A 17,434-nucleotide genomic window follows, 5' to 3' on the forward strand; every position below is an offset into this window, starting at 1 on the left:
GGTCCCGCCCGTTGCCGCCAGCCCGCTGAACCTGCGCGGCGCCGTCGATCTCTCCGCCTTGAAACAGCGGCAGGCGCCGGCCTCTCCGGCACCGGCCGCGCCCGGTCCTGCGGCCGCCGGCCCGGCCGGTTCTGCCGCAGGCCCCGCACCGGCAGCCGGCGCCGCCGACCACTCCGGCCGCCCGCTGCGCGTGGACGTGACCGAGGGCAACTTCCAGGAGCTCGTGGAGCTCTCGGCCCAGGTGCCAGTGGTGATCGCCCTCTGGGCCTCCTACTCGCCAGGCTCCGGCCAGCTGGTGGAGGTCCTCGAAGACATCGTCGAGAGCTACGATGGCCGGCTGGTCCTCGGGGCCGCGGACATCGACGTCTTCCCGGAACTTGCCCAGGCCTTCCAGGTCCAGGCCGTGCCGACCGCCGTCGCGGTCGTGAAGGGCCAGCCCGTTCCGCTCTTCCAGGGCGGCGCGGACGAACAGCAGGTACGCAGCCTGTTCGACGAACTCCTCAAGGTCGCGGCCGCCAACGGCGTGACCGGACAGATTGGCACCGGCGGTCCCGGCGGCGGGGAACCGGAGGCCCCGCCGCTGCCGCCGCTGCACCAGGCAGCGTTCGACGCGATCGAGGCCGGCGACTACGCTGCCGCGGCTGCCGCCTACCGGCAGGCCCTGAACGAGATGCCGGCCGACGCCGAGGCCAAGGCGGGCCTGGCGCAGGTGGAACTCATGGCGCGCCTGCAGACCTTCACGGGGCCCGAGGCAGATGCCCTCCGCCGGCTCGCCGCCGACGAGCCGGACAACCTCGAGGCCCAGCTCGGCGTTGCGGACTTGGATATCGCCGGCGGCCACATCGAGGACGGCCTCGGCCGGATCGTGACGTTCATTGGCCGGAACTTCGGCCCGGAACGGGAGACCGCCCGCGTCCGGCTGCTGGAACTCTTCGACGTCGTCGGCACCGGTGACGAGCGTGTCGCCAAGGCCCGCCAGGGACTGGCCCGGGTGCTGTTCTAGTGGGATCGGCACTCTTCGCGCCGCTGGAGCTGAGGTCCCTGCGGCTGCAGCACCGCGGCTGGGTGTCCCCGATGTGCCAGTACAGCTGCGAGCCCGGCACGGGCGAGGGGGTGCCCACCGACTGGCACCTCATGCACCTGGGCTCCTTTGCCACCGGGGGAGCGGCCCTCATCCTCACCGAGGCCAACTCCGTGAACGCCGCGGGCAGGATCAGCCCCCGCGACGCCGGCCTCTACAACGACCACCAGGCCGCGGCCTGGGAACGCATCACGTCCTTCGTGCACCGCCACGGCACCGCTGAGACCAAGATCGGCACCCAGCTGGCGCACGCCGGCCGGAAGGCGTCGTCCTACTGGCCGTTCTCCGGCAAGAAGGGCAGTGTGCCGGCCTCCGAGGGCGGCTGGGACACTGTGGGTCCCGGTACCGGCGCGTTCGACGGTTACGCGCCGCCCTCGGCGATGACGGAAGCGCAGATCGACGGCGTGATCGCCGACTTCGCCGCTGCCGCCGTGCGGGCCGTCGACGCCGGGTTCGACACGATCGAAATCCATGGCGCCCACGGCTACCTGCTGCACCAGTTCCAGAGCCCACTGATCAACGACCGCACGGACCGCTGGGGCGGGGACGAGACGGGCCGGAACAGGCTGACGCTCGCTGTGGTGGACGCTGTCCGCGCGGTCATCCCCGACTCCATGCCGCTGTTGCTGCGGATCTCTGCCTCGGACTGGGCGCCGGGCGGGATCGAGGCCGAGGCCTCGGTCCGGATGGCCAGCGCCGCTGCGGAGCGCGGAGTGGACCTTGTGGACGTTTCCAGCGGCGGGGCCGTTGCCCACCAGCAGATTCCCGTGGGCCCCGGGTACCAGACCGGGTTCTCCGCCCGGATCCGGCGCGAAGCCGGGGTCAGGACCGGCACGGTGGGACTTTTGACCTCAGCCGGGCAGGCCGAGCACGCGGTGGCCACCGGCCAGGCCGACGGCGTGTTCATAGCCCGTGCCGCGCTGCGGGACCCGCACTGGTGGCTGCGCGCCGCGTTCGAGCTCGGCCATGACCTTGCGTGGCCGCCGCAGTACGAGCGGGCCATACCCCGGCATTTGTTTTAGACCGCCGGTGGCGGAGGCGGTTCGCGCGGGCGGAAACCTACGCCTTGCGGACGATCCTTTTCGCGCCGGCGGAGCGTTAGTCTGGCGTCATGACATTCCAGCCCCCGGTGCCGCCCGGCCCGTCCTCGCCGCCGGTTCCTGCCCTGTCCCTGCGCGGCCTCGCCAAGCGCTTCGGCGACAAGATCGCCGTCGACGGCATCAGCCTGGACGTCCCGGCCGGATCCTTCTACGGGGTGGTCGGCCCCAACGGCGCCGGCAAGACCACCACCTTGTCCATGGCGACGGGCCTGCTGCGCCCCGATTTCGGCACCGCGCTGGTCCACGGCGTCGACGTCTGGCAGCATCCGCTGGAGGCCAAGAAGCTGATGGGGATCCTGCCCGACGGCGTCCGGCTGTTCGACCGCCTCAGCGGCGAGCAGCTGGTCACCTACGCCGGCCTGCTGCGCGGGATGGACCGGGAGATGGTGGCGTCGCGGGTGGCGGAACTGCTCGCAGCGCTGGACCTGGGCAATGACGCCGGCACGCTGGTGGTGGACTACTCCGCCGGCATGACCAAGAAGATCGCGCTGGCCTCGGCGCTGATCCACGCACCACGGCTCCTGGTCCTCGACGAGCCGTTCGAATCGGTGGATCCGATCTCCGCGGCGAACATCCGCGACATCCTGGACCGCTACGTTGCCTCGGGCGGCACAGTCATCGTCTCCAGCCACGTCATGGACCTGGTCCAGCGCATGTGCGACCACGTCGCCGTCGTCGCCGGCGGCCGGGTCCTCGCCGCCGGCACCGTGGAGGAAGTCCGCGCCGGGGCCAGCCTCGAGGACCGCTTCGTGCAGCTCGTGGGCGGCCGGAACCATACGGAAGGGCTGGAATGGTTGCGCACCTTCTGAGGCTCAAGCTGACCCTGCTGCGCAACAGCGTCCGGCGCAGCCCGTGGCAGCTTGTGGGCCTCGGGATCGGCACCCTGTATGCCCTGGGAATCGTGGTTCTGCTTGCGGGCGGGCTGTTCGTCCTGCGCGGCCAGGAGATCGAGCTCGCGCAGACCGTGGTGGTCCTGGGCGGCGCGACGGCCCTGCTGGGCTGGGCCATCGTTCCGGTCGCGGTCTCCGCCGCGGACATGACCCTGGACCCTGCCCGCTTCACCACCTTCGCCGTGCCCATGCCGCAGCTGCTGGCAGGGCTGGCGCTGGGCGGCCTGATCGGCATTCCGGGCCTGGCAACCTCGCTGGTTGCCCTCGCCACGGTGGGCACCTGGTCCCGCAGCCTGCCGGCCGCGTCCGGCGCCCTGGTGGGTGCCGTGCTGGGCGTGCTGAGCTGCGTCGTGCTCTCCAAGGTCGTGACCACGGCCACCGCCGGCCTGGCAAGCTCCCGGCGCTTCAAGGACATCAGCGCCGTCGCCTTCCTCATCCCGCTCGTGCTCACAGGCCCCATCGTGGCGGGCATCGCGAGGGGAATCGCGGGTTCGGGCGATTTCCTGACCAGCCTGGCCCGGACACTGTCCTGGACGCCGGCCGGGGCGGCCTTCGCGCTCGGCGGCGACCTCGCCGCCGGCAACTACGCGGCCGCGGCCGTGAAATTCCTCATCGCCCTGGCCACACTGGCGGGCCTGGCCCTGGCGTGGAAGGTCCTGCTGCAGCGTGCCCTGGTGACCCCGCCCTACGCCGGGACCGCCAAGCGGCGGACCGGCGGCGCGGGCCTGTTCAGGCTGCTCCCGGCGACACCGGCCGCCGCCGTCGCCGCGAGGTCCCTGTACTACTGGCTGCGGGATCCCCGCTATGCCGGCGCGCTGGTGGTGGTTCCGCTGCTGCCCGTGCTGTTCCTGTTCCAAGGCAGCCAGAGCGGGTTCTACGGCCCGTTCCAGTTCGTCGGGCCGCTGACGGCCTTCCTTCTGGCCTGGTCCATTTCCTCGGACGTCTCCTATGACAGCACCGCGTTCGCCCTGCACGTGGCCACCGGTGTGCGCGGCGCCGACGACCGCCTCGGCCGGGCGCTGGCGTGCCTGAGCTTCGCGCTGCCCGTGGTCCTCATCTTCAGTGTCGGACCGTTCTTCTTCACCGGCGACTGGGACAAGCTGCCTGCAGTCCTTGGCCTCTCGCTCGGCGTCCTCTTCAGCGGTCTGGGCCTGGCCTCGGTGATCTCGGCGCGCTACACCGTGAGCGTCCCGCTGCCGGGAGACAGCCCGTTCAAGAAACCGCCGGGCAACGTGGCCCAGACCCTCGCCGTGCAGTTCGGCGGCATGGCCGTGCTGATGGTACTTGTGGCGCCCGAAGTGGCACTCGTGGCCGCACAGTACATCACCGGCAGCCCCGTGCCGGGCTGGATCACGCTTGTCCTCGGACCCGTGCTGGGCCTCGCGCTTTTCGCCACCGGCGTGCGGGCCGGCGGAGCATGGCTGGACCGGCGGGGGCCGGAGCTGCTGGCACAACTGGCCGTCAACCGCTGACGGGTGCATGCTGGGAGTGCCCGGACTCGAACGCCAGGTAAGCCAGGTAAAGGCAGGATCATGGAAGTTGTCATCCTTCCCGGAAGCAAGCAGATCGCGTCGCTTGCGGCGGACGCGGTGGAGGCCCTTCTTCGCCGCAAGCCCGACGCCGTGCTGGGCCTGGCAACCGGTTCCTCGCCGCTGCCGATCTACGGCGAGCTGGCCCTACGGCACGAGCGCGACGGCCTGGACTTCAGCCAGGTCCGCGCCTTCGCCCTGGATGAGTACGTGGGACTGCCCGCCGGCCACCCGGAGTCCTACCGGGAGGTGATCGCGCGCGAGTTCACCGCCCGCGTGAACATCAGCCCGGCCAACGTCCACGTGCCCGACGGCGCCGCGGCGGACATCCCGGCAGCCTGCCAGGAGTATGAAGACGCCATCCGCGCCGCCGGGGGAGTGGACCTGCAGCTCCTCGGCGTCGGAACGGACGGCCACATCGGGTTCAATGAACCGGGCTCGTCGCTGGCGTCCCGGACCCGGATCAAGACCCTGATCGAGCAGACACGCCGGGACAACGCACGGTTTTTCGGCAGCCTGGCCGCCGTGCCGCACCACGTCCTGACCCAGGGCCTGGGCACCATCCTGGATGCCCGCCACGTCATCCTGGTCGCCACCGGTGCGCAAAAGGCCCAGGCCGTCCGGGATCTCGCGGAGGGCCCCGTCGCCGCCATCTGTGCGGCCTCCGTACTGCAGCTGCACCCGCACGCCACCGTCCTCCTGGACGAGGCGGCGGCGTCGTCGCTGCGGCTGGCGGACTACTACCGCCACAGCTACGACCACAAACCTGCCTGGCAGGGCCTTTAGGCCCCGACGCCGGCATCCCGCAGGTCCGGCGGCGGACTTCCACCGGCTAAGATGGGTGTCATGACTAGCATGACCGATCCTCTCGAAAACGATCCGATGCGCGAGCTCTCCGGAGCCGGGACGTCTACGGCCACGATCGAGCGCGAGGAACTGCGCCAGGAAGTTGAGCCCGGTGACCGGGAGCGCTTCTCGCACTACGTGCGCAAGGAAAAGATCATGGAATCCGCGCTGACCGGTGACCCGGTCATCGCGCTCTGCGGCAAGGTCTGGACACCGGGCCGGGACCCCCAGAAGTTCCCCGTGTGCCCTGAATGCAAGGAAGTCTACGAGGGCCTGCGCCCCGGGAACGACGGCGGCAAGGGCTCCGGCGACAAGTAGCGGCAGTACGGCAAAAACGGAACAAGCAGGTTCCGTTAGCCGTCCCTGACGGCGTTTCTTCATGCTGGCGTGCCTTTGCGCCCCGATTTCCTGCTCTGTTGCTCTGCTGTCTTCCTGCTTGCCGGTCCATGCTGTCCGGGTACTTCCCTGTGCGGGATTCCGCCGGGTCCATCCGAAAAAGATTGGTGTTTTTGTGCTTAATTGGGTTTCTCCGTCGGCTGCAGCCATGCGCGGTTGGAGGGCGCCTCAATGACAGAGACACTTTTCGGCGGACCCACGCTTCCCCCCGCCTATCCCGAGCGGGCTGCCTGGGGCACCGCCCCCAAGCTGCGCGCCTGGCAGCAGGAGGCGCTGGACAGCTACTTCAGCATCCATCCCAAGGATTTCCTTGCTGTGGCAACCCCCGGCGCAGGTAAGACCACGTTCGCCCTGCGCGTGGCGTCCATGCTCATCGATTCCGGTGTGGTCAACCGCGTGACCATCGTGGCGCCCACTGACCACCTGAAGCGCCAGTGGGCCGACGCCGCGGCGCGGGTGGGCATCGCGATCGACCCGAACTTCAAGAACGCCGACGGCCAGCATGGCCGCGGGTTCATCGGCGTCGCAGTGACCTACGCCCAGGTGGCCAGTAAGCCCATGCTGCACCGCGCCAAGACCGAGGCCGCCCGCACGCTGGTGATCCTGGACGAAATCCACCACGGCGGCGAGGCGCTGTCCTGGGGCGACGGCCTGCGCGAGGCGTTCGACCCCGCGGCCCGCCGGCTGTCCCTGACCGGTACCCCGTTCCGTTCCGATACCTCGCCGATCCCGTTCGTGGAGTATGCCGAGGACCGCGACGGGATCCGCCGCTCCAAGGCCGACTACACCTACGGTTACGGCAAGGCGCTGCGCGACCATGTGGTCCGCCCGGTCATGTTCATGGCGTACTCCGGCCAAATGCGCTGGCGCACGAGCGCCGGGGACGAAATGGCGGCCTCGCTTGGAGAATCCGCCGTCACGAAGGACATCACCTCGCAGGCCTGGCGCACCGCGCTGAACCCGGCCGGCGAATGGATCCCCGCCGTCCTTGCCGGCGCGGACAAACGTCTCAGCGAAGTCCGGCGCAGCGTCCCGGATGCCGGCGGCCTGGTCATTGCCACCGACCACGAGGACGCCCGCGCCTACGCCGGCCAGTTGAAGAAGATCACCGGCGAATCGCCCACCGTCATCCTCTCCGACGACGCCAAGGCCTCCAGCAAAATCGAGGAATTCACCGCCAGCGAGAAGCGCTGGATGGTGGCCGTCCGGATGGTTTCCGAAGGCGTGGACGTGCCGCGGCTGTCGGTCGGCGTCTATGCCACCTCGACCTCCACTCCGCTGTTCTTCGCCCAGGCCGTGGGGCGCTTCGTGCGTGCCCGCAAGCGCGGCGAGACGGCGTCGGTCTTCCTGCCCTCGGTGCCGCAGCTGATGGCGCTGGCCAACTCGATGGAGGCCGAACGCGACCACGCCCTGGACCGCCCGGAGAAGGAAGACAGCGACGGCCTCTTCAATCCTGAGGACTCCCTCATGGACGAGGCGAACCGCGAGGAGAAGGCCTCTGACTCCCTGATGAAGGGCAAGTTCGAGGCCCTCGACTCCCAGGCGTCCTTTGACCGCGTCCTCTTCGACGGCGGCGAGTTCGGCACCGGCGGCGAGGTGGGCTCGGAGGACGAGCTCGACTTCCTCGGAATCCCCGGCCTGCTCGACGCTGAACAGGTCGGCACGCTGTTGCGCCAGCGCCAGCACGAACAGCTGAACCGGAAGAACAAGCGCTCCCCGCAGGCTGACGCCCTACCCGCGGCAACCCCGGCCGTGCCGGACCACCGGATGCTCATGGACCTGCGCACCGAGCTGGCCAAAAACGTCGCGGCCTGGTCAGCCCGCACCGGGACCCCGCACGGGGTCATCCACACAAAACTCCGCACCGTCTGCGGCGGCCCGGCCGTCGCGCAGGCCAACGAGGAGCAGCTGCAGACCCGGCTGCGCAAGCTCCAGGACTGGTTCATCGGCCGGAAGTAGCCGCAATAAAAAGACAGCGGCACACAAGCAAGAGGCAAAAGCAGAGGGCAACAGCAGGGGGACCAGGCCGATGGCCTGGTCCCCCTACTGTTTACCCTGCTCGGTTTAGCGCGATTCGGCTACTGGGCTATCGTTACTGGCCGGTGCCGCAGACCTGGCCGTAGGTCTGGCCTGCCGCGGTGTAGTCGGCCTTCATTTCCTCGAGCTTGGCGGTGTCCGGGGCGGGCTTGGCCGACTCGTCAAAGTATTCGATGATGGTCTGCAGCGGTGCCCGCAGGTCCTCGGAGGCCGCCGCCTTGATGGGCCGCAGCTGGTTGGCAACTCTGGTCATGCCGGCCTTGTCCGACGTGGCCGACTGGGCGGAGACCACGGTCTTGACCCGGGCGCAGGTTTCCTCGTTGGTCAGCTGCGGCGTGGCCGAGCAGCCGGCCGCGCCGAGCAGCGCTCCGGCGGCAATCAGAACGGTCAGGGTTTTCTTCATGGTGTACTCCGGGGTTCTACGGGTCGGTCATTATGGCAAGACTGGCGATAGGGCAAGGATTTCGAGTCTACTGCGGCGGCGGGCTCAGAGGACATCGACGCCGCCGAGCTCCATCTCGGCCACGGCGTCGTCCAGGTCTTCTCCGATTCCGACCGTCAAACCGCGCAGCACCGTGACGGAATAGCCGGCCTGGACGGCATCCAGGGCGGTCGCCTTGACGCAGTAGTCCGTGGCGATCCCCACCACCACGATGTCCTCAACGTCGTGGCTCTGCAGCCAGTCATCCAGACCGATCGCATCGTCGCCAACGGCGAAGGGACTCAATGCTTCGTCGGTGTCGGTGCCGGTGCCGGAAACAGGCATGGCACCAGGCTTGCGGTCCCCGGTGGGGACGTCGTCCTCGGGGGCCAGGAGCCCTTCGAAGCCGGAGTATGCCGCGGCGAACTGGCCTTTGCGGAAGTACGCCTGGATGTGTTCGGGATCGAGATCGGGATGCAGGTCGGCCCCGCGGGTGCCGGCCACGCAGTGCGGCGGCCAGCTGTCCACGAAATCAGGTTCCTCCGAGAAATGCGCACCGGGTTCGATGTGCCAGTCCTGGGTGGCCACGACGTGGTCAAACTGGCCATGGTGTGCGTCAACGTACTCGCTGATCTCCCCGGCGAGGTTCGCCCCGCCGGGGACGGGCAGGGCACCTCCCTCACAGAAGTCGTTTTGGACGTCAACGATGATCAGGGCGCGGGACATTTAGTCCTCCTCGTAGATGGTGGGGATTGCCGCCTCGCCGCGCTGCAGCCGGTTGACCACCGCGGGAAGCTCCCGCATGGTCTCCGCGTGGCGCCGGCGTGCGCGCTGGACCCCCTCGGGGCCGGTCCACCCGGGCAGGAGCTCGCCGTTCTTGACGAAGTGCTCCAGCAGCGGACGGTCGTTGCCGTCGTCCTCCGGGTGATGGCCTACGCCGACGATTTCAGCGGTGGCGGTCCCGCGCTCGTTGAGCTTGCGCAGCGCGTACTTCCGGCCGCCCTTGCTGGCCTTGTTCTTGGCGGCTTTGGCGACGGAGATGAAATCGCCGTCGTCGTCGGTGCGGCTGACGAGCTTGTACACCATGCTCGCCGTCGGTGCACCGGAACCGGTCACCAGCGAGGTGCCCACGCCGTAGGAGTCCACCGGAGCGGACGCCAGCGCCGCGATGGCGAATTCGTCGAGGTCTGAGGTCACCACGATCTTGGTGTGGTCGTTGCCGAGTTCGTCGAGCAGTTGCCGGACCCACTGGGCCTGGGCCACGAGGTCGCCGGAGTCCAGCCGGACGGCGCCCAGCTTGTCCCCGGCGAGGTCGACGGCGGTGCGGACGGCCGTTTCGACGTCGTACGTGTCCACCAGGAGGGAAGTGTCCGGCCCGAAGGCGGCAATCTGGGCCTCGAAGGCCTCACGCTCGGTGTCATGGAGGAGGGTGAAGGAATGGGCGGCCGTGCCCACCGTCTTCAGCCCGTAGCGCAATCCGGCCTCCAGATTGGAGGTGCTGTCGAACCCGGCAATGACCGCGGCGCGGGCGGCGGCGGCCGCCGATTCCTCGTGCGTCCGGCGGGACCCCATCTCGATGCACGGACGGGTTCCGGCCGCGGAGATCATCCGGGAGGCGGCCGAGGCGATCGCGCAGTCATGGTTGAGCACGGAGAGCAGGTACGTCTCAAGGATGCAGGCCTCGGCGAACGTGGACTCCACGATCAGCACGGGGGAGTTCGGGAAGTACGCCTCACCCTCCGGGTAGCCCCAGATGTCGCCGGAAAAGCTGTAATCGGCCAGGTACTCCAGGGTCTGGTCGTTGACCACCTTGGTCCGGCGCAGGTAGTCCAGTTCAGGCTCGCCGAAGCGGAAGTTCGCGATCCCCTCCAGCAGCCGGCCCGTGCCTGCCACGATCCCGTAGCGGCGCCCGTCCGGCAGCCTCCGGGCAAAGGCCTCGAAGACCGATTTCCGGTGGGCTGCGCCGGACTGCAGAGCACCCTGCAGCATGGTCAGCTCGTAATGGTCGGTGTACAGGGACGTGCGGGGACGGTCCCAGCCAGCGGAGGTACTCACAAATTCACTCTAGTGTGCATCCCCATAGAATGGACAGATGACCCTCAGCGTTGCGCTCGGCCCCGACACACGGGAGAGCACCCAGACCGGAACAGTGACGTCCGGCGACGTGCTGACCGCCCCGGACATCCCCTGGAACCTCGTGATCTGGAACGATCCCGTGAACCTGATGAGCTACGTGAGCTACGTGTTCCGCAGCTATTTCGGCTACTCGGAGGCCAAGGCCAACAAGCTCATGATGGAGGTCCACAAGAAGGGCCGCTCGATCGTGGCGCACGGCAGCAAGGAACAGGTGGAGCAGCACGCCGTCGCCATGCATGGCTACGGCCTCTGGGCGACGGTGGAAAAAGCCACGGGCGGCAACGCGGGCGGCTCCGGCAAAGGCAAGGGAAAACGTGGCTAAGGCATTCAAGTACGGGCTCAAGGGCATCAAGGGCTATCTTGAGCCGGCCGAGCGGGAACTGCTGCGCAGCCTTTTTGACGACGTGATCTCCATGCTTGAACCCGAGGTGCGCGCCAACGAGGACCCGCTGGCCGCCCTGGTGGGCCTGGACACCGAGGCCCGCGAACCCTCGGACCGCGCCATGCGGCGGCTGCTGCCGAACGTGATGAAGAACGACGACGACGCCTCCCTTGAGTTCCGCCGCTACACCGAGCGGTCGCTGCGCGAAAACAAGATCGGCGCGCTGAAGGCGGCCGCCCTGAGCCTGGACCGGGACGACCTCGTCCTGACCCCGGACGACGCCCGGCACTGGGCCACCGCGCTCAACGATGTCCGGCTGGTGCTGGCCGAACGCCTCGACATCCGTGACGACGCCGACGCGGACAACGTCCACCTCATGCAGGACTGGGCCCAGGCCGAGGACGTGGAAAGCTACCTGGCCCTCGTGTACAACTTCACCACGTGGCTGCAGGAGTCGCTGGTCCAGGCCATGGTGCACTCGCTCGATGCCCGGCGCTGAGCGCGGGCGTGTGACCCATGAGACACGAGTTGCACGCCACAATGTGATGGCCGCCCCCGGGGGGAAGCCCTATCCTCGAATAATCATGACTTCAGCATCGAGTATGGATCCGGCAGTGGCTGCTGCGGACTCCCCAGCGAGCAGCACCGCAACCGGCCCCACGGGCCCCGAACCGGCATCAGAGCTGGGGTCGCGCCCCATTGGCGTCTTCGACTCCGGCGTCGGCGGCCTCACGGTGGCCCGGTCGATCATCGACCAGCTGCCTAACGAATCCATCCTCTATGTCGGGGACACCGCGCACGGGCCCTACGGGCCCCTTCCCATCGCCGAAGTCCGGGCAAACGCCCTCGGCGTTATGGACGAGCTCGTGGATTCCGGCGTGAAGCTGCTGACCATCGCCTGCAACTCCGCGTCCGCCGCCGTGCTGCGCGATGCCCGCGAACGCTACACCGCCCGGTACGGGATTCCCGTGATCGAAGTGATCCAGCCAGCCGTGCGGCGCGCCGTCGCGGCAACCCGCACGGGCCGGGTGGGCGTGATCGGGACCTCGGCCACGGTGGGCTCCCGCGCCTACGAGGACACCTTTGCCGCGGCCCCGGACCTGGAGATCACGTCGGTGGCCTGCCCGGCGTTCGTACCGTACGTGGAGGCCGGAATCACCACGGGACCGGAACTGCTTGCCGTCGCCCGCGAGTACCTGGCACCGCTCAGGGCCGCCGGGGTGGACACCGTGGTGCTCGGCTGCACCCACTACCCGCTGCTCACCGGTGTGATCTCGTTCGTCCTGGGCGAGGACGTCACCCTGGTTTCCAGCGCCGAGGAAACGGCCAAGGACGTCTACCGGGCTTTGGCCTCCCGGGGCCTCGAGCGCACTGACGCCACGGCTCCCGAGCACAATTTCATCGCCACCGGCGACGCCGCGCAGTTCGAGCACCTCGCCCGGCGCTTCCTCGGCCCCGAGGTCCTTAGCGTGCGCCACGTGGACCACGTCGCGGCGCAGTACCCCACCGGCAGCCTCGCCCGGATCACCCCCGAGATGATCGCCGCCGCCCAGGCCGTCACGGGACGGCCGCGAATCTCCAACTTTGTGGGCGGATCCGCAGGCGGGGGAACACTGCTGTGAAGCTGACCATCGTGGGCTGTACCGGGTCCTTCCCGGGGCCGGGCTCGCCGGCGTCGTGCTATCTGCTGACCGCCAACGACGGCGAGCGGAACTGGAAGATCGTCCTGGACCTCGGCAGCGGGGCGCTCGGCGCCATCCAGCGCTACACGGACCTGGAGGACATTGACGCGATCTTCCTCACGCACCTGCACCCGGACCACTGCATGGACCTGTGCGGGCTCCACGTCGCCGTGCGCTGGAAGCCGGGCGGCTGGGGACGGGGCAGGATTCCGGTGTGGGGGCCTGCCGCCACGGCCGACCGGATGGCCACGGCGTACGGCCTGGACCTGGATCCGGGCATGCACGAGGAGTTCGACTTCAGCAACTGGTCCGAGCGCAAGCCCGTAACCGTCGGCCCGTTCACGGTGACGCCCTATGCGGTGAACCATCCGGTCGAGGAGGCCTACGCCCTCCGCGTGGAGGTCACCGAACCTGCCACGGACGGCACGCCCGTGACCCGCGTCCTGAGCTACTCCGGTGACACGGACTCCTGCGCGGGCCTGGAGGACGCCGCCCGCGACGCCGACCTCTTCCTTTGTGAGGCGGCGTTCGAGGAAGGCCGCGACGACGAGATCAAGGACGTGCACCTGACCGGCAAGCGGGCGGGGGAGGCCGCCGTCGCCGCCGGGGCGCGCCGACTGCTGCTGACGCACATTCCCGTCTGGACGTCCCCCACGACCGTCATGGCCGAGGCCAAGGACGTCTTCGGCAAGGACGTGGCCGTCGCCGTTGCGGGTGTGCACTACACCGTCTAGCGGGCGTTGAAGCCTGCACTGGCCTCCCGTGCCAACCGCCGGCGCGGGCGGGACCGGGTGAGTCGATAAGCTAAAGGCATGACTTCCCAAGCTCCCAGTGTCCCCGTCATCCGCGCCGACGGCCGTACTCCCGACCAGCTGCGTCCGATCAGCATCACGCGCGGCTGGTCCAAGCAGGCCGAGGGTTCGGCCCTGATCGAGTTCGGCAACACCCGGGTCCTGTGCACGGCCTCCCTGACCGAAGGCGTGCCGCGCTGGCTCAAGGGCGAGGGCCGCGGCTGGGTCACCGCCGAATACGCCATGCTGCCCCGGGCCACGAACACCCGGTCCGACCGTGAGTCCGTCAAAGGCAAAATCGGCGGCCGCACCCACGAGATCTCCCGGCTGATCGGCCGCTCGCTGCGCTCCATCATCGACACCAAGGCCCTCGGCGAGATCACGATCGTGCTGGACTGCGATGTTCTGCAGGCCGACGGCGGCACCCGCACCGCGGCCATCACCGGCGCGTACGTGGCACTGGCGGACGCCATCCGGTTCGCCCGCGAGAAGAAGATGATCGCCCGCAACGCCGAGCCCCTCATCGACACGATCGCCGCGGTGTCCGTCGGCATCATCGACGGCGTCCCGATGCTCGACCTGCCCTACGTCGAAGACGTGCGCGCCGAGACCGACATGAACGTCGTGGTGACCGGCTCCGGAAAGTTCGTGGAAGTCCAGGGCACCGCCGAGGGCGCGCCCTTCGACCGCGACGAGCTGAACAAGCTGCTGGACCTGGCGCTGCTGGGCACCGAGCAGCTCGCCGCCATCCAGCGCGACACCCTGGCGGAGGCCCCGTGACGGAGACTCCCTCCGCGGACCGGCCGGCAGCTGACGGCCCGGCCCCGAGGCTCGTCCTCGCCACCCATAACAAAGGAAAGCTCCGGGAACTCCGCGAGCTGCTGCGCGGCCAGGTGCCCGGGCTCGACGTCGACACGCAGGTGGTGGACGCTGGCGCCGTCGGCGCCCCCGACGTCGCCGAGACCGGCGTAACCTTCGCCGAAAACTCGCTGCTGAAGGCGCGGGCCGTGGCCGAGGCCACGGGACTCGTGGCGATCGCCGACGACTCCGGACTTTCCGTGGACGTGCTTGGCGGCGCGCCCGGGGTCTTCTCGGCCCGCTGGTCCGGCCGGCACGGCGACGACGCCGCGAACCTGCAGTTGCTGCTCGCCCAGCTGGCCGACGTGCCGGATGAGTACCGCGGTGCCGCGTTTGTCTGTGCCGCGGCGCTCGCGGCGCCCGGGTCCTCGCCCGACGGCGGCCGGGAGGTCGTGGAGTACGGGCAGCTCGAAGGGACTATCTTGCGGGAGCCGCGCGGGGAGGGCGGCTTCGGCTACGACCCCGTCCTGCAGCCGAGCGGGCTGGACCGCAGCTGCGCCGAGCTCAGTTCCGAGGAGAAGAACGCCATCAGCCACCGGGGCCATGCGTTCCGGGCGCTCCTCCCGGCCATCGTCGAGGCCCTGGCCGGGAAGTAGCCGGCTGGAGTGGCCACGCCAGGCGCAGAACGAAGGAAGGCGCCCCACGGTGGGGCGCCTTCCTTGTTTACTGCGGTGTCCACAGCTGCGCTTACTGCGGCACTGCGCTAAGTCCTGGGCTACGGGGTCCGGCGCTCTTCTTCCGGCTCGTGCTCTTCGATGAACTCTTCCACGACGTCCGTGCCGTACTTCTCGGCCTGCCGCTTGGCGATGGCACCCCGGATGACCTCAATGGCGATCGGGATCACGGAGACCAGCACGATGGCGATGAAGATGATGTCCAGGTTGTCCTTGACCCACGGCACCTTGTCCCCGAGCAGGTAGCCGAGGAGCGTGACGCCGCCGCCCCACAGCACCGCGCCGATCACGTTGTAGGTGAAGAATTTGCGCTTGCTCATCTGCGCGACGCCCACGATCACCGGGACGAAGGTGCGGATGATCGGGACGAACCGGGCCAGGATCAGGGCCTTGCCGCCGTGCTTTTCGAAGAAGGCATGCGCGCTATCCACGTTTTCACGCTTGAACAGCTTGGAGTTGGGCCTGTTGAACAGGGCAGGACCCGCCTTGGACCCAATCAGGTAGCCCACCTGGTTGCCGACAATCGCGGCGACGATGATGAGCGCGGTCAGGACCCAGATGTTGACCTGGATGGTGCCGGTGGCCACAAGCAGCCCGGCCGTGAACAGCATGGAGTCCCCGGGCAGGAAGAAGCCGATCAACAGCCCGGTTTCGGCGAAGATGATGCCGCAGATAAGGAGGACCACCCACGGCGCGAAGGCCGGATTCGCCAGGAAAACCTGCGGGTTGAGCCAGTCGGGCAGGAAGGAGGCCAGCTGCGGCTGGACGGGGCCGGCACCGCCAAGGGCGGACACGGCGAGGTCGCTCATTGCTATTACGTTCACCCGTTAAGGGTACTTGACGGCCGCCGGCCGGACCCGGGGCCCGTTCCCGGTGCGGGGGCCGCCGCCCGCAGGCGGTAAAGTTGGGCCGTGACTTTGGACTTTACGGCGATCGACTTTGAGACCGCGAACGGCTTTCGCGGTTCGCCGTGCGCTGTTGGCCTGAGCAAGGTCCGCGGCGGCGTCGTCGTCGAGGAAGCCTCCTGGCTCATGCGGCCACCGGAAAACCATGACACCTTCGATCACCACAACGTCCGGATCCACGGCATCCGGCCGGACCAGGTGGCGGGACTGCCGCGGTTCGGGGAACTGTTCCCGGAGATCGGCGCGTTCATCGGCGGTGACGTGCTGGCGGCCCACAATGCAGCGTTCGATCTCGGCGTGATCCGCTCCGGCCTGGAGGTGTCCGGGCTGGCCGGACCCGCCTACGACTACGTCTGCACGGTGATGTTGTCCCGGCGCTGCTACTCCCTGGTGTCCAATTCCCTGCCCTACGCCGCCGAGGAAGCCGGCGTCCCGCTGGTCAACCACCACGACGCCGCCGAGGACGCCCGTGCCTGTGCCGGCATCCTGATCGACATCGCCGCCCGCAACGGGGCGGCGAGCATCGCGGAACTCTATCTGTCGCTGGGAATGGCGGTGTCGCACCAGCCCGCGTTCGACCCCCGGCACGACCCGCTGTCCAAGGCCACCCTGGCCGCATTGGATGCGCTCGCGCAGGGGACTGCCGGGTCGCCTGTTGGCCGCCGGTTCGTGGCCGGGTGGCCGGAGGAAGGCCCCAACCCGGTGCCCAACGCCGCCGCCAGCCCCGACCATCCGCTGTTCGGCCAGACCGTCGTGTTCACCGGCGAACTGGCGATTCCCCGGCCCGTTGCCAAGGTCCGCTCCGCCGAACTCGGCGCCAGACCTGAAAGCCGGGTCACGGCCCGCACCACCGTCCTGGTGGTGGGTGACGGCTTTGTGGCCGCGGACCTGCGCTCGGGCCGGCTCACCGGCAAGGCGCGCCGCGTCCTGGAACTGCACGAACGCGGGCAGCGGATCGAGGTCTTGTCCGAGGGGGAATTCCTCCAGATGGTCGGCGGTCACCTGGCCGCAGCACCTGCCTGAACCGGTCCCGCCTGAACTGGTCCTGCCTGGAGTGGTCCTGCCTGGAGCGGCCCTGCCCGAGCAAGCAGTCACATGGCGCAACAATCATTCCCGCCACGGCGCGCCCGCTCGTAGCCTTGGCGGATGAGCAAACCCACGGATGCGCAGGCCCCCGCAGTGCCGTCGACATCGGTCCCGTCGACCCGCGGCATTGACTGGCGAAGGGTGTCCGCGTTCCCAAACCCGGTGAACGAATACGCAGCCCGGATCACCGCCGCCCTGGTGGTGGCGCTTTCCGCGGTGACCCTGCTGACCGGTTTCGGCTGGGGGCTAGCCATCATCGCGGCCGGGTTCTGGCTGCGCGTGCTGTTCGGCCCCCGGATCTCGCCCCTGGCCCAGCTCTCGGTCAAGGTCCTGACGCCTTGGCTCGGGCGGACCCGCCTTGTTCCCGGTCCGCCAAAGCGATTCGCCCAGGGCATCGGTGCCGCCGTGTCGACGGCGGCCGCATTGCTGCTGGCTGCGGGCCTCGCGCCTGCGGCGTGGGTCCTGCTCGCCGTGCTGATAGCCGCCGCGTCCCTTGAAGCGTTTGCCGGCTTCTGCCTCGGCTGCACCATTTTCGGCTTCCTGCAGCGCCGCGGGCTCATCCCCGCGGATGTCTGCGAAGCCTGCAACAACATCTCGCTCCGCGGCGCCTAGATCCGCCG

Annotated in this window: 19 protein-coding genes; 15 read left to right on the forward strand and 4 right to left on the reverse strand. The window is 69.0% G+C overall.

The features are described from left to right. The 7 genes from LQV16_RS10490 to LQV16_RS10520 all read left to right on the forward strand — a co-directional run. A partial coding sequence (locus LQV16_RS10490; RefSeq protein WP_229993831.1) for a tetratricopeptide repeat protein occupies window positions 1-1,003 on the forward strand: 1,003 nt, incomplete at its 5' end. After that, window positions 1,003-2,103 (forward strand): NADH:flavin oxidoreductase/NADH oxidase, encoded by a 1,101-nt coding sequence (locus tag LQV16_RS10495; protein ID WP_229993832.1) that lies wholly within the window; start codon window positions 1,003-1,005, stop codon window positions 2,101-2,103. The genes LQV16_RS10490 and LQV16_RS10495, both read left to right, overlap by 1 nt. 89 nt (window positions 2,104-2,192) lie before the next feature. Further along, a complete protein-coding gene (locus tag LQV16_RS10500) occupies window positions 2,193-2,990 on the forward strand; it encodes an ABC transporter ATP-binding protein (protein WP_229993833.1) in 798 nt (265 codons plus the stop codon). After that, window positions 2,972-4,543, forward strand: coding sequence for a transporter (locus tag LQV16_RS10505; RefSeq protein WP_229993834.1), 1,572 nt, complete (start codon window positions 2,972-2,974; stop codon window positions 4,541-4,543). Before LQV16_RS10500 ends, LQV16_RS10505 begins: the two co-directional genes overlap by 19 nt. A 60-nt stretch (window positions 4,544-4,603) precedes the next feature. Beyond that, on the forward strand, window positions 4,604-5,386 hold the full coding sequence (gene nagB / locus LQV16_RS10510) for a glucosamine-6-phosphate deaminase (RefSeq protein WP_229993835.1): 783 nt from the start codon (window positions 4,604-4,606) through the stop codon (window positions 5,384-5,386). 51 nt (window positions 5,387-5,437) lie between these two features. Continuing rightward, complete coding sequence (locus LQV16_RS10515) at window positions 5,438-5,764, forward strand: DUF3039 domain-containing protein (RefSeq protein ID WP_229993836.1); 327 nt, start codon at window positions 5,438-5,440, stop codon at window positions 5,762-5,764. Window positions 5,765-6,013: 249 nt separating this feature from the next. Next, on the forward strand, window positions 6,014-7,801 hold the full coding sequence (locus tag LQV16_RS10520) for a DEAD/DEAH box helicase (RefSeq protein WP_229993837.1): 1,788 nt from the start codon (window positions 6,014-6,016) through the stop codon (window positions 7,799-7,801). A gap of 133 nt (window positions 7,802-7,934) precedes the next feature. Here the strand turns inward: LQV16_RS10520 and LQV16_RS10525 are convergent, their stop codons facing one another. The 3 genes from LQV16_RS10525 to LQV16_RS10535 form a co-directional block, all read right to left on the reverse strand. Then, complete coding sequence (locus tag LQV16_RS10525) at window positions 7,935-8,282, reverse strand: hypothetical protein (RefSeq protein ID WP_229993838.1); 348 nt, start codon at window positions 8,280-8,282, stop codon at window positions 7,935-7,937. An 84-nt stretch (window positions 8,283-8,366) separates the two neighbouring features. Beyond that, complete coding sequence (locus tag LQV16_RS10530; RefSeq protein ID WP_229993839.1) at window positions 8,367-9,026, reverse strand: isochorismatase family protein; 660 nt, start codon at window positions 9,024-9,026, stop codon at window positions 8,367-8,369. Continuing rightward, window positions 9,027-10,355, reverse strand: coding sequence for a nicotinate phosphoribosyltransferase (locus LQV16_RS10535; protein WP_229993840.1), 1,329 nt, complete (start codon window positions 10,353-10,355; stop codon window positions 9,027-9,029). Window positions 10,356-10,392: 37 nt separating this feature from the next. Between LQV16_RS10535 and clpS the strand changes: the two genes are divergently transcribed. From clpS to rdgB, 6 genes are all read left to right on the forward strand, one after another. Further along, a complete protein-coding gene (clpS, locus tag LQV16_RS10540) occupies window positions 10,393-10,758 on the forward strand; it encodes an ATP-dependent Clp protease adapter ClpS (protein WP_091559570.1) in 366 nt (121 codons plus the stop codon). Continuing rightward, complete coding sequence (locus tag LQV16_RS10545) at window positions 10,751-11,317, forward strand: DUF2017 domain-containing protein (RefSeq protein WP_229993841.1); 567 nt, start codon at window positions 10,751-10,753, stop codon at window positions 11,315-11,317. The genes clpS and LQV16_RS10545 overlap by 8 nt, the downstream gene beginning before the upstream one ends. Window positions 11,318-11,363: 46 nt before the next feature. After that, window positions 11,364-12,440 (forward strand): glutamate racemase, encoded by a 1,077-nt coding sequence (murI, locus tag LQV16_RS10550; protein WP_229993870.1) that lies wholly within the window; start codon window positions 11,364-11,366, stop codon window positions 12,438-12,440. Next, window positions 12,437-13,234, forward strand: coding sequence for an MBL fold metallo-hydrolase (locus LQV16_RS10555; protein WP_229993842.1), 798 nt, complete (start codon window positions 12,437-12,439; stop codon window positions 13,232-13,234). The genes murI and LQV16_RS10555 overlap by 4 nt, the downstream gene beginning before the upstream one ends. A 78-nt stretch (window positions 13,235-13,312) precedes the next feature. Further along, the gene (rph, locus tag LQV16_RS10560) at window positions 13,313-14,071 is read left to right on the forward strand and encodes a ribonuclease PH (protein ID WP_090581458.1); all 759 of its coding nucleotides are present in this window, start codon (window positions 13,313-13,315) and stop codon (window positions 14,069-14,071) included. Further along, window positions 14,068-14,745 carry an RdgB/HAM1 family non-canonical purine NTP pyrophosphatase gene (rdgB, locus tag LQV16_RS10565; protein WP_229993843.1) on the forward strand — a complete coding sequence of 226 codons (678 nt, stop codon included), beginning with the start codon at window positions 14,068-14,070 and terminating at the stop codon, window positions 14,743-14,745. The genes rph and rdgB overlap by 4 nt, the downstream gene beginning before the upstream one ends. Window positions 14,746-14,864: 119 nt before the next feature. On the opposite strand, the gene LQV16_RS10570 is transcribed toward rdgB, so the two are convergent. Continuing rightward, a complete protein-coding gene (locus tag LQV16_RS10570) occupies window positions 14,865-15,632 on the reverse strand; it encodes a VTT domain-containing protein (RefSeq protein WP_229993871.1) in 768 nt (255 codons plus the stop codon). Window positions 15,633-15,734: 102 nt separating this feature from the next. On the opposite strand from LQV16_RS10570, the gene LQV16_RS10575 reads away from it, so the two are divergent. Both LQV16_RS10575 and LQV16_RS10580 read left to right on the forward strand, forming a co-directional pair. Then, entirely contained in the window at window positions 15,735-16,751 is a 1,017-nt protein-coding gene (locus LQV16_RS10575; protein ID WP_229993844.1) for an exonuclease domain-containing protein, read from the forward strand. A gap of 123 nt (window positions 16,752-16,874) precedes the next feature. Continuing rightward, on the forward strand, window positions 16,875-17,426 hold the full coding sequence (locus LQV16_RS10580; RefSeq protein WP_229993845.1) for a DUF4395 domain-containing protein: 552 nt from the start codon (window positions 16,875-16,877) through the stop codon (window positions 17,424-17,426). Window positions 17,427-17,434: the final 8 nt, after the last annotated feature.

The organism is Arthrobacter sp. Bi26, assembly GCF_918697925.1.
Lineage (GTDB): Bacteria > Actinomycetota > Actinomycetes > Actinomycetales > Micrococcaceae > Arthrobacter.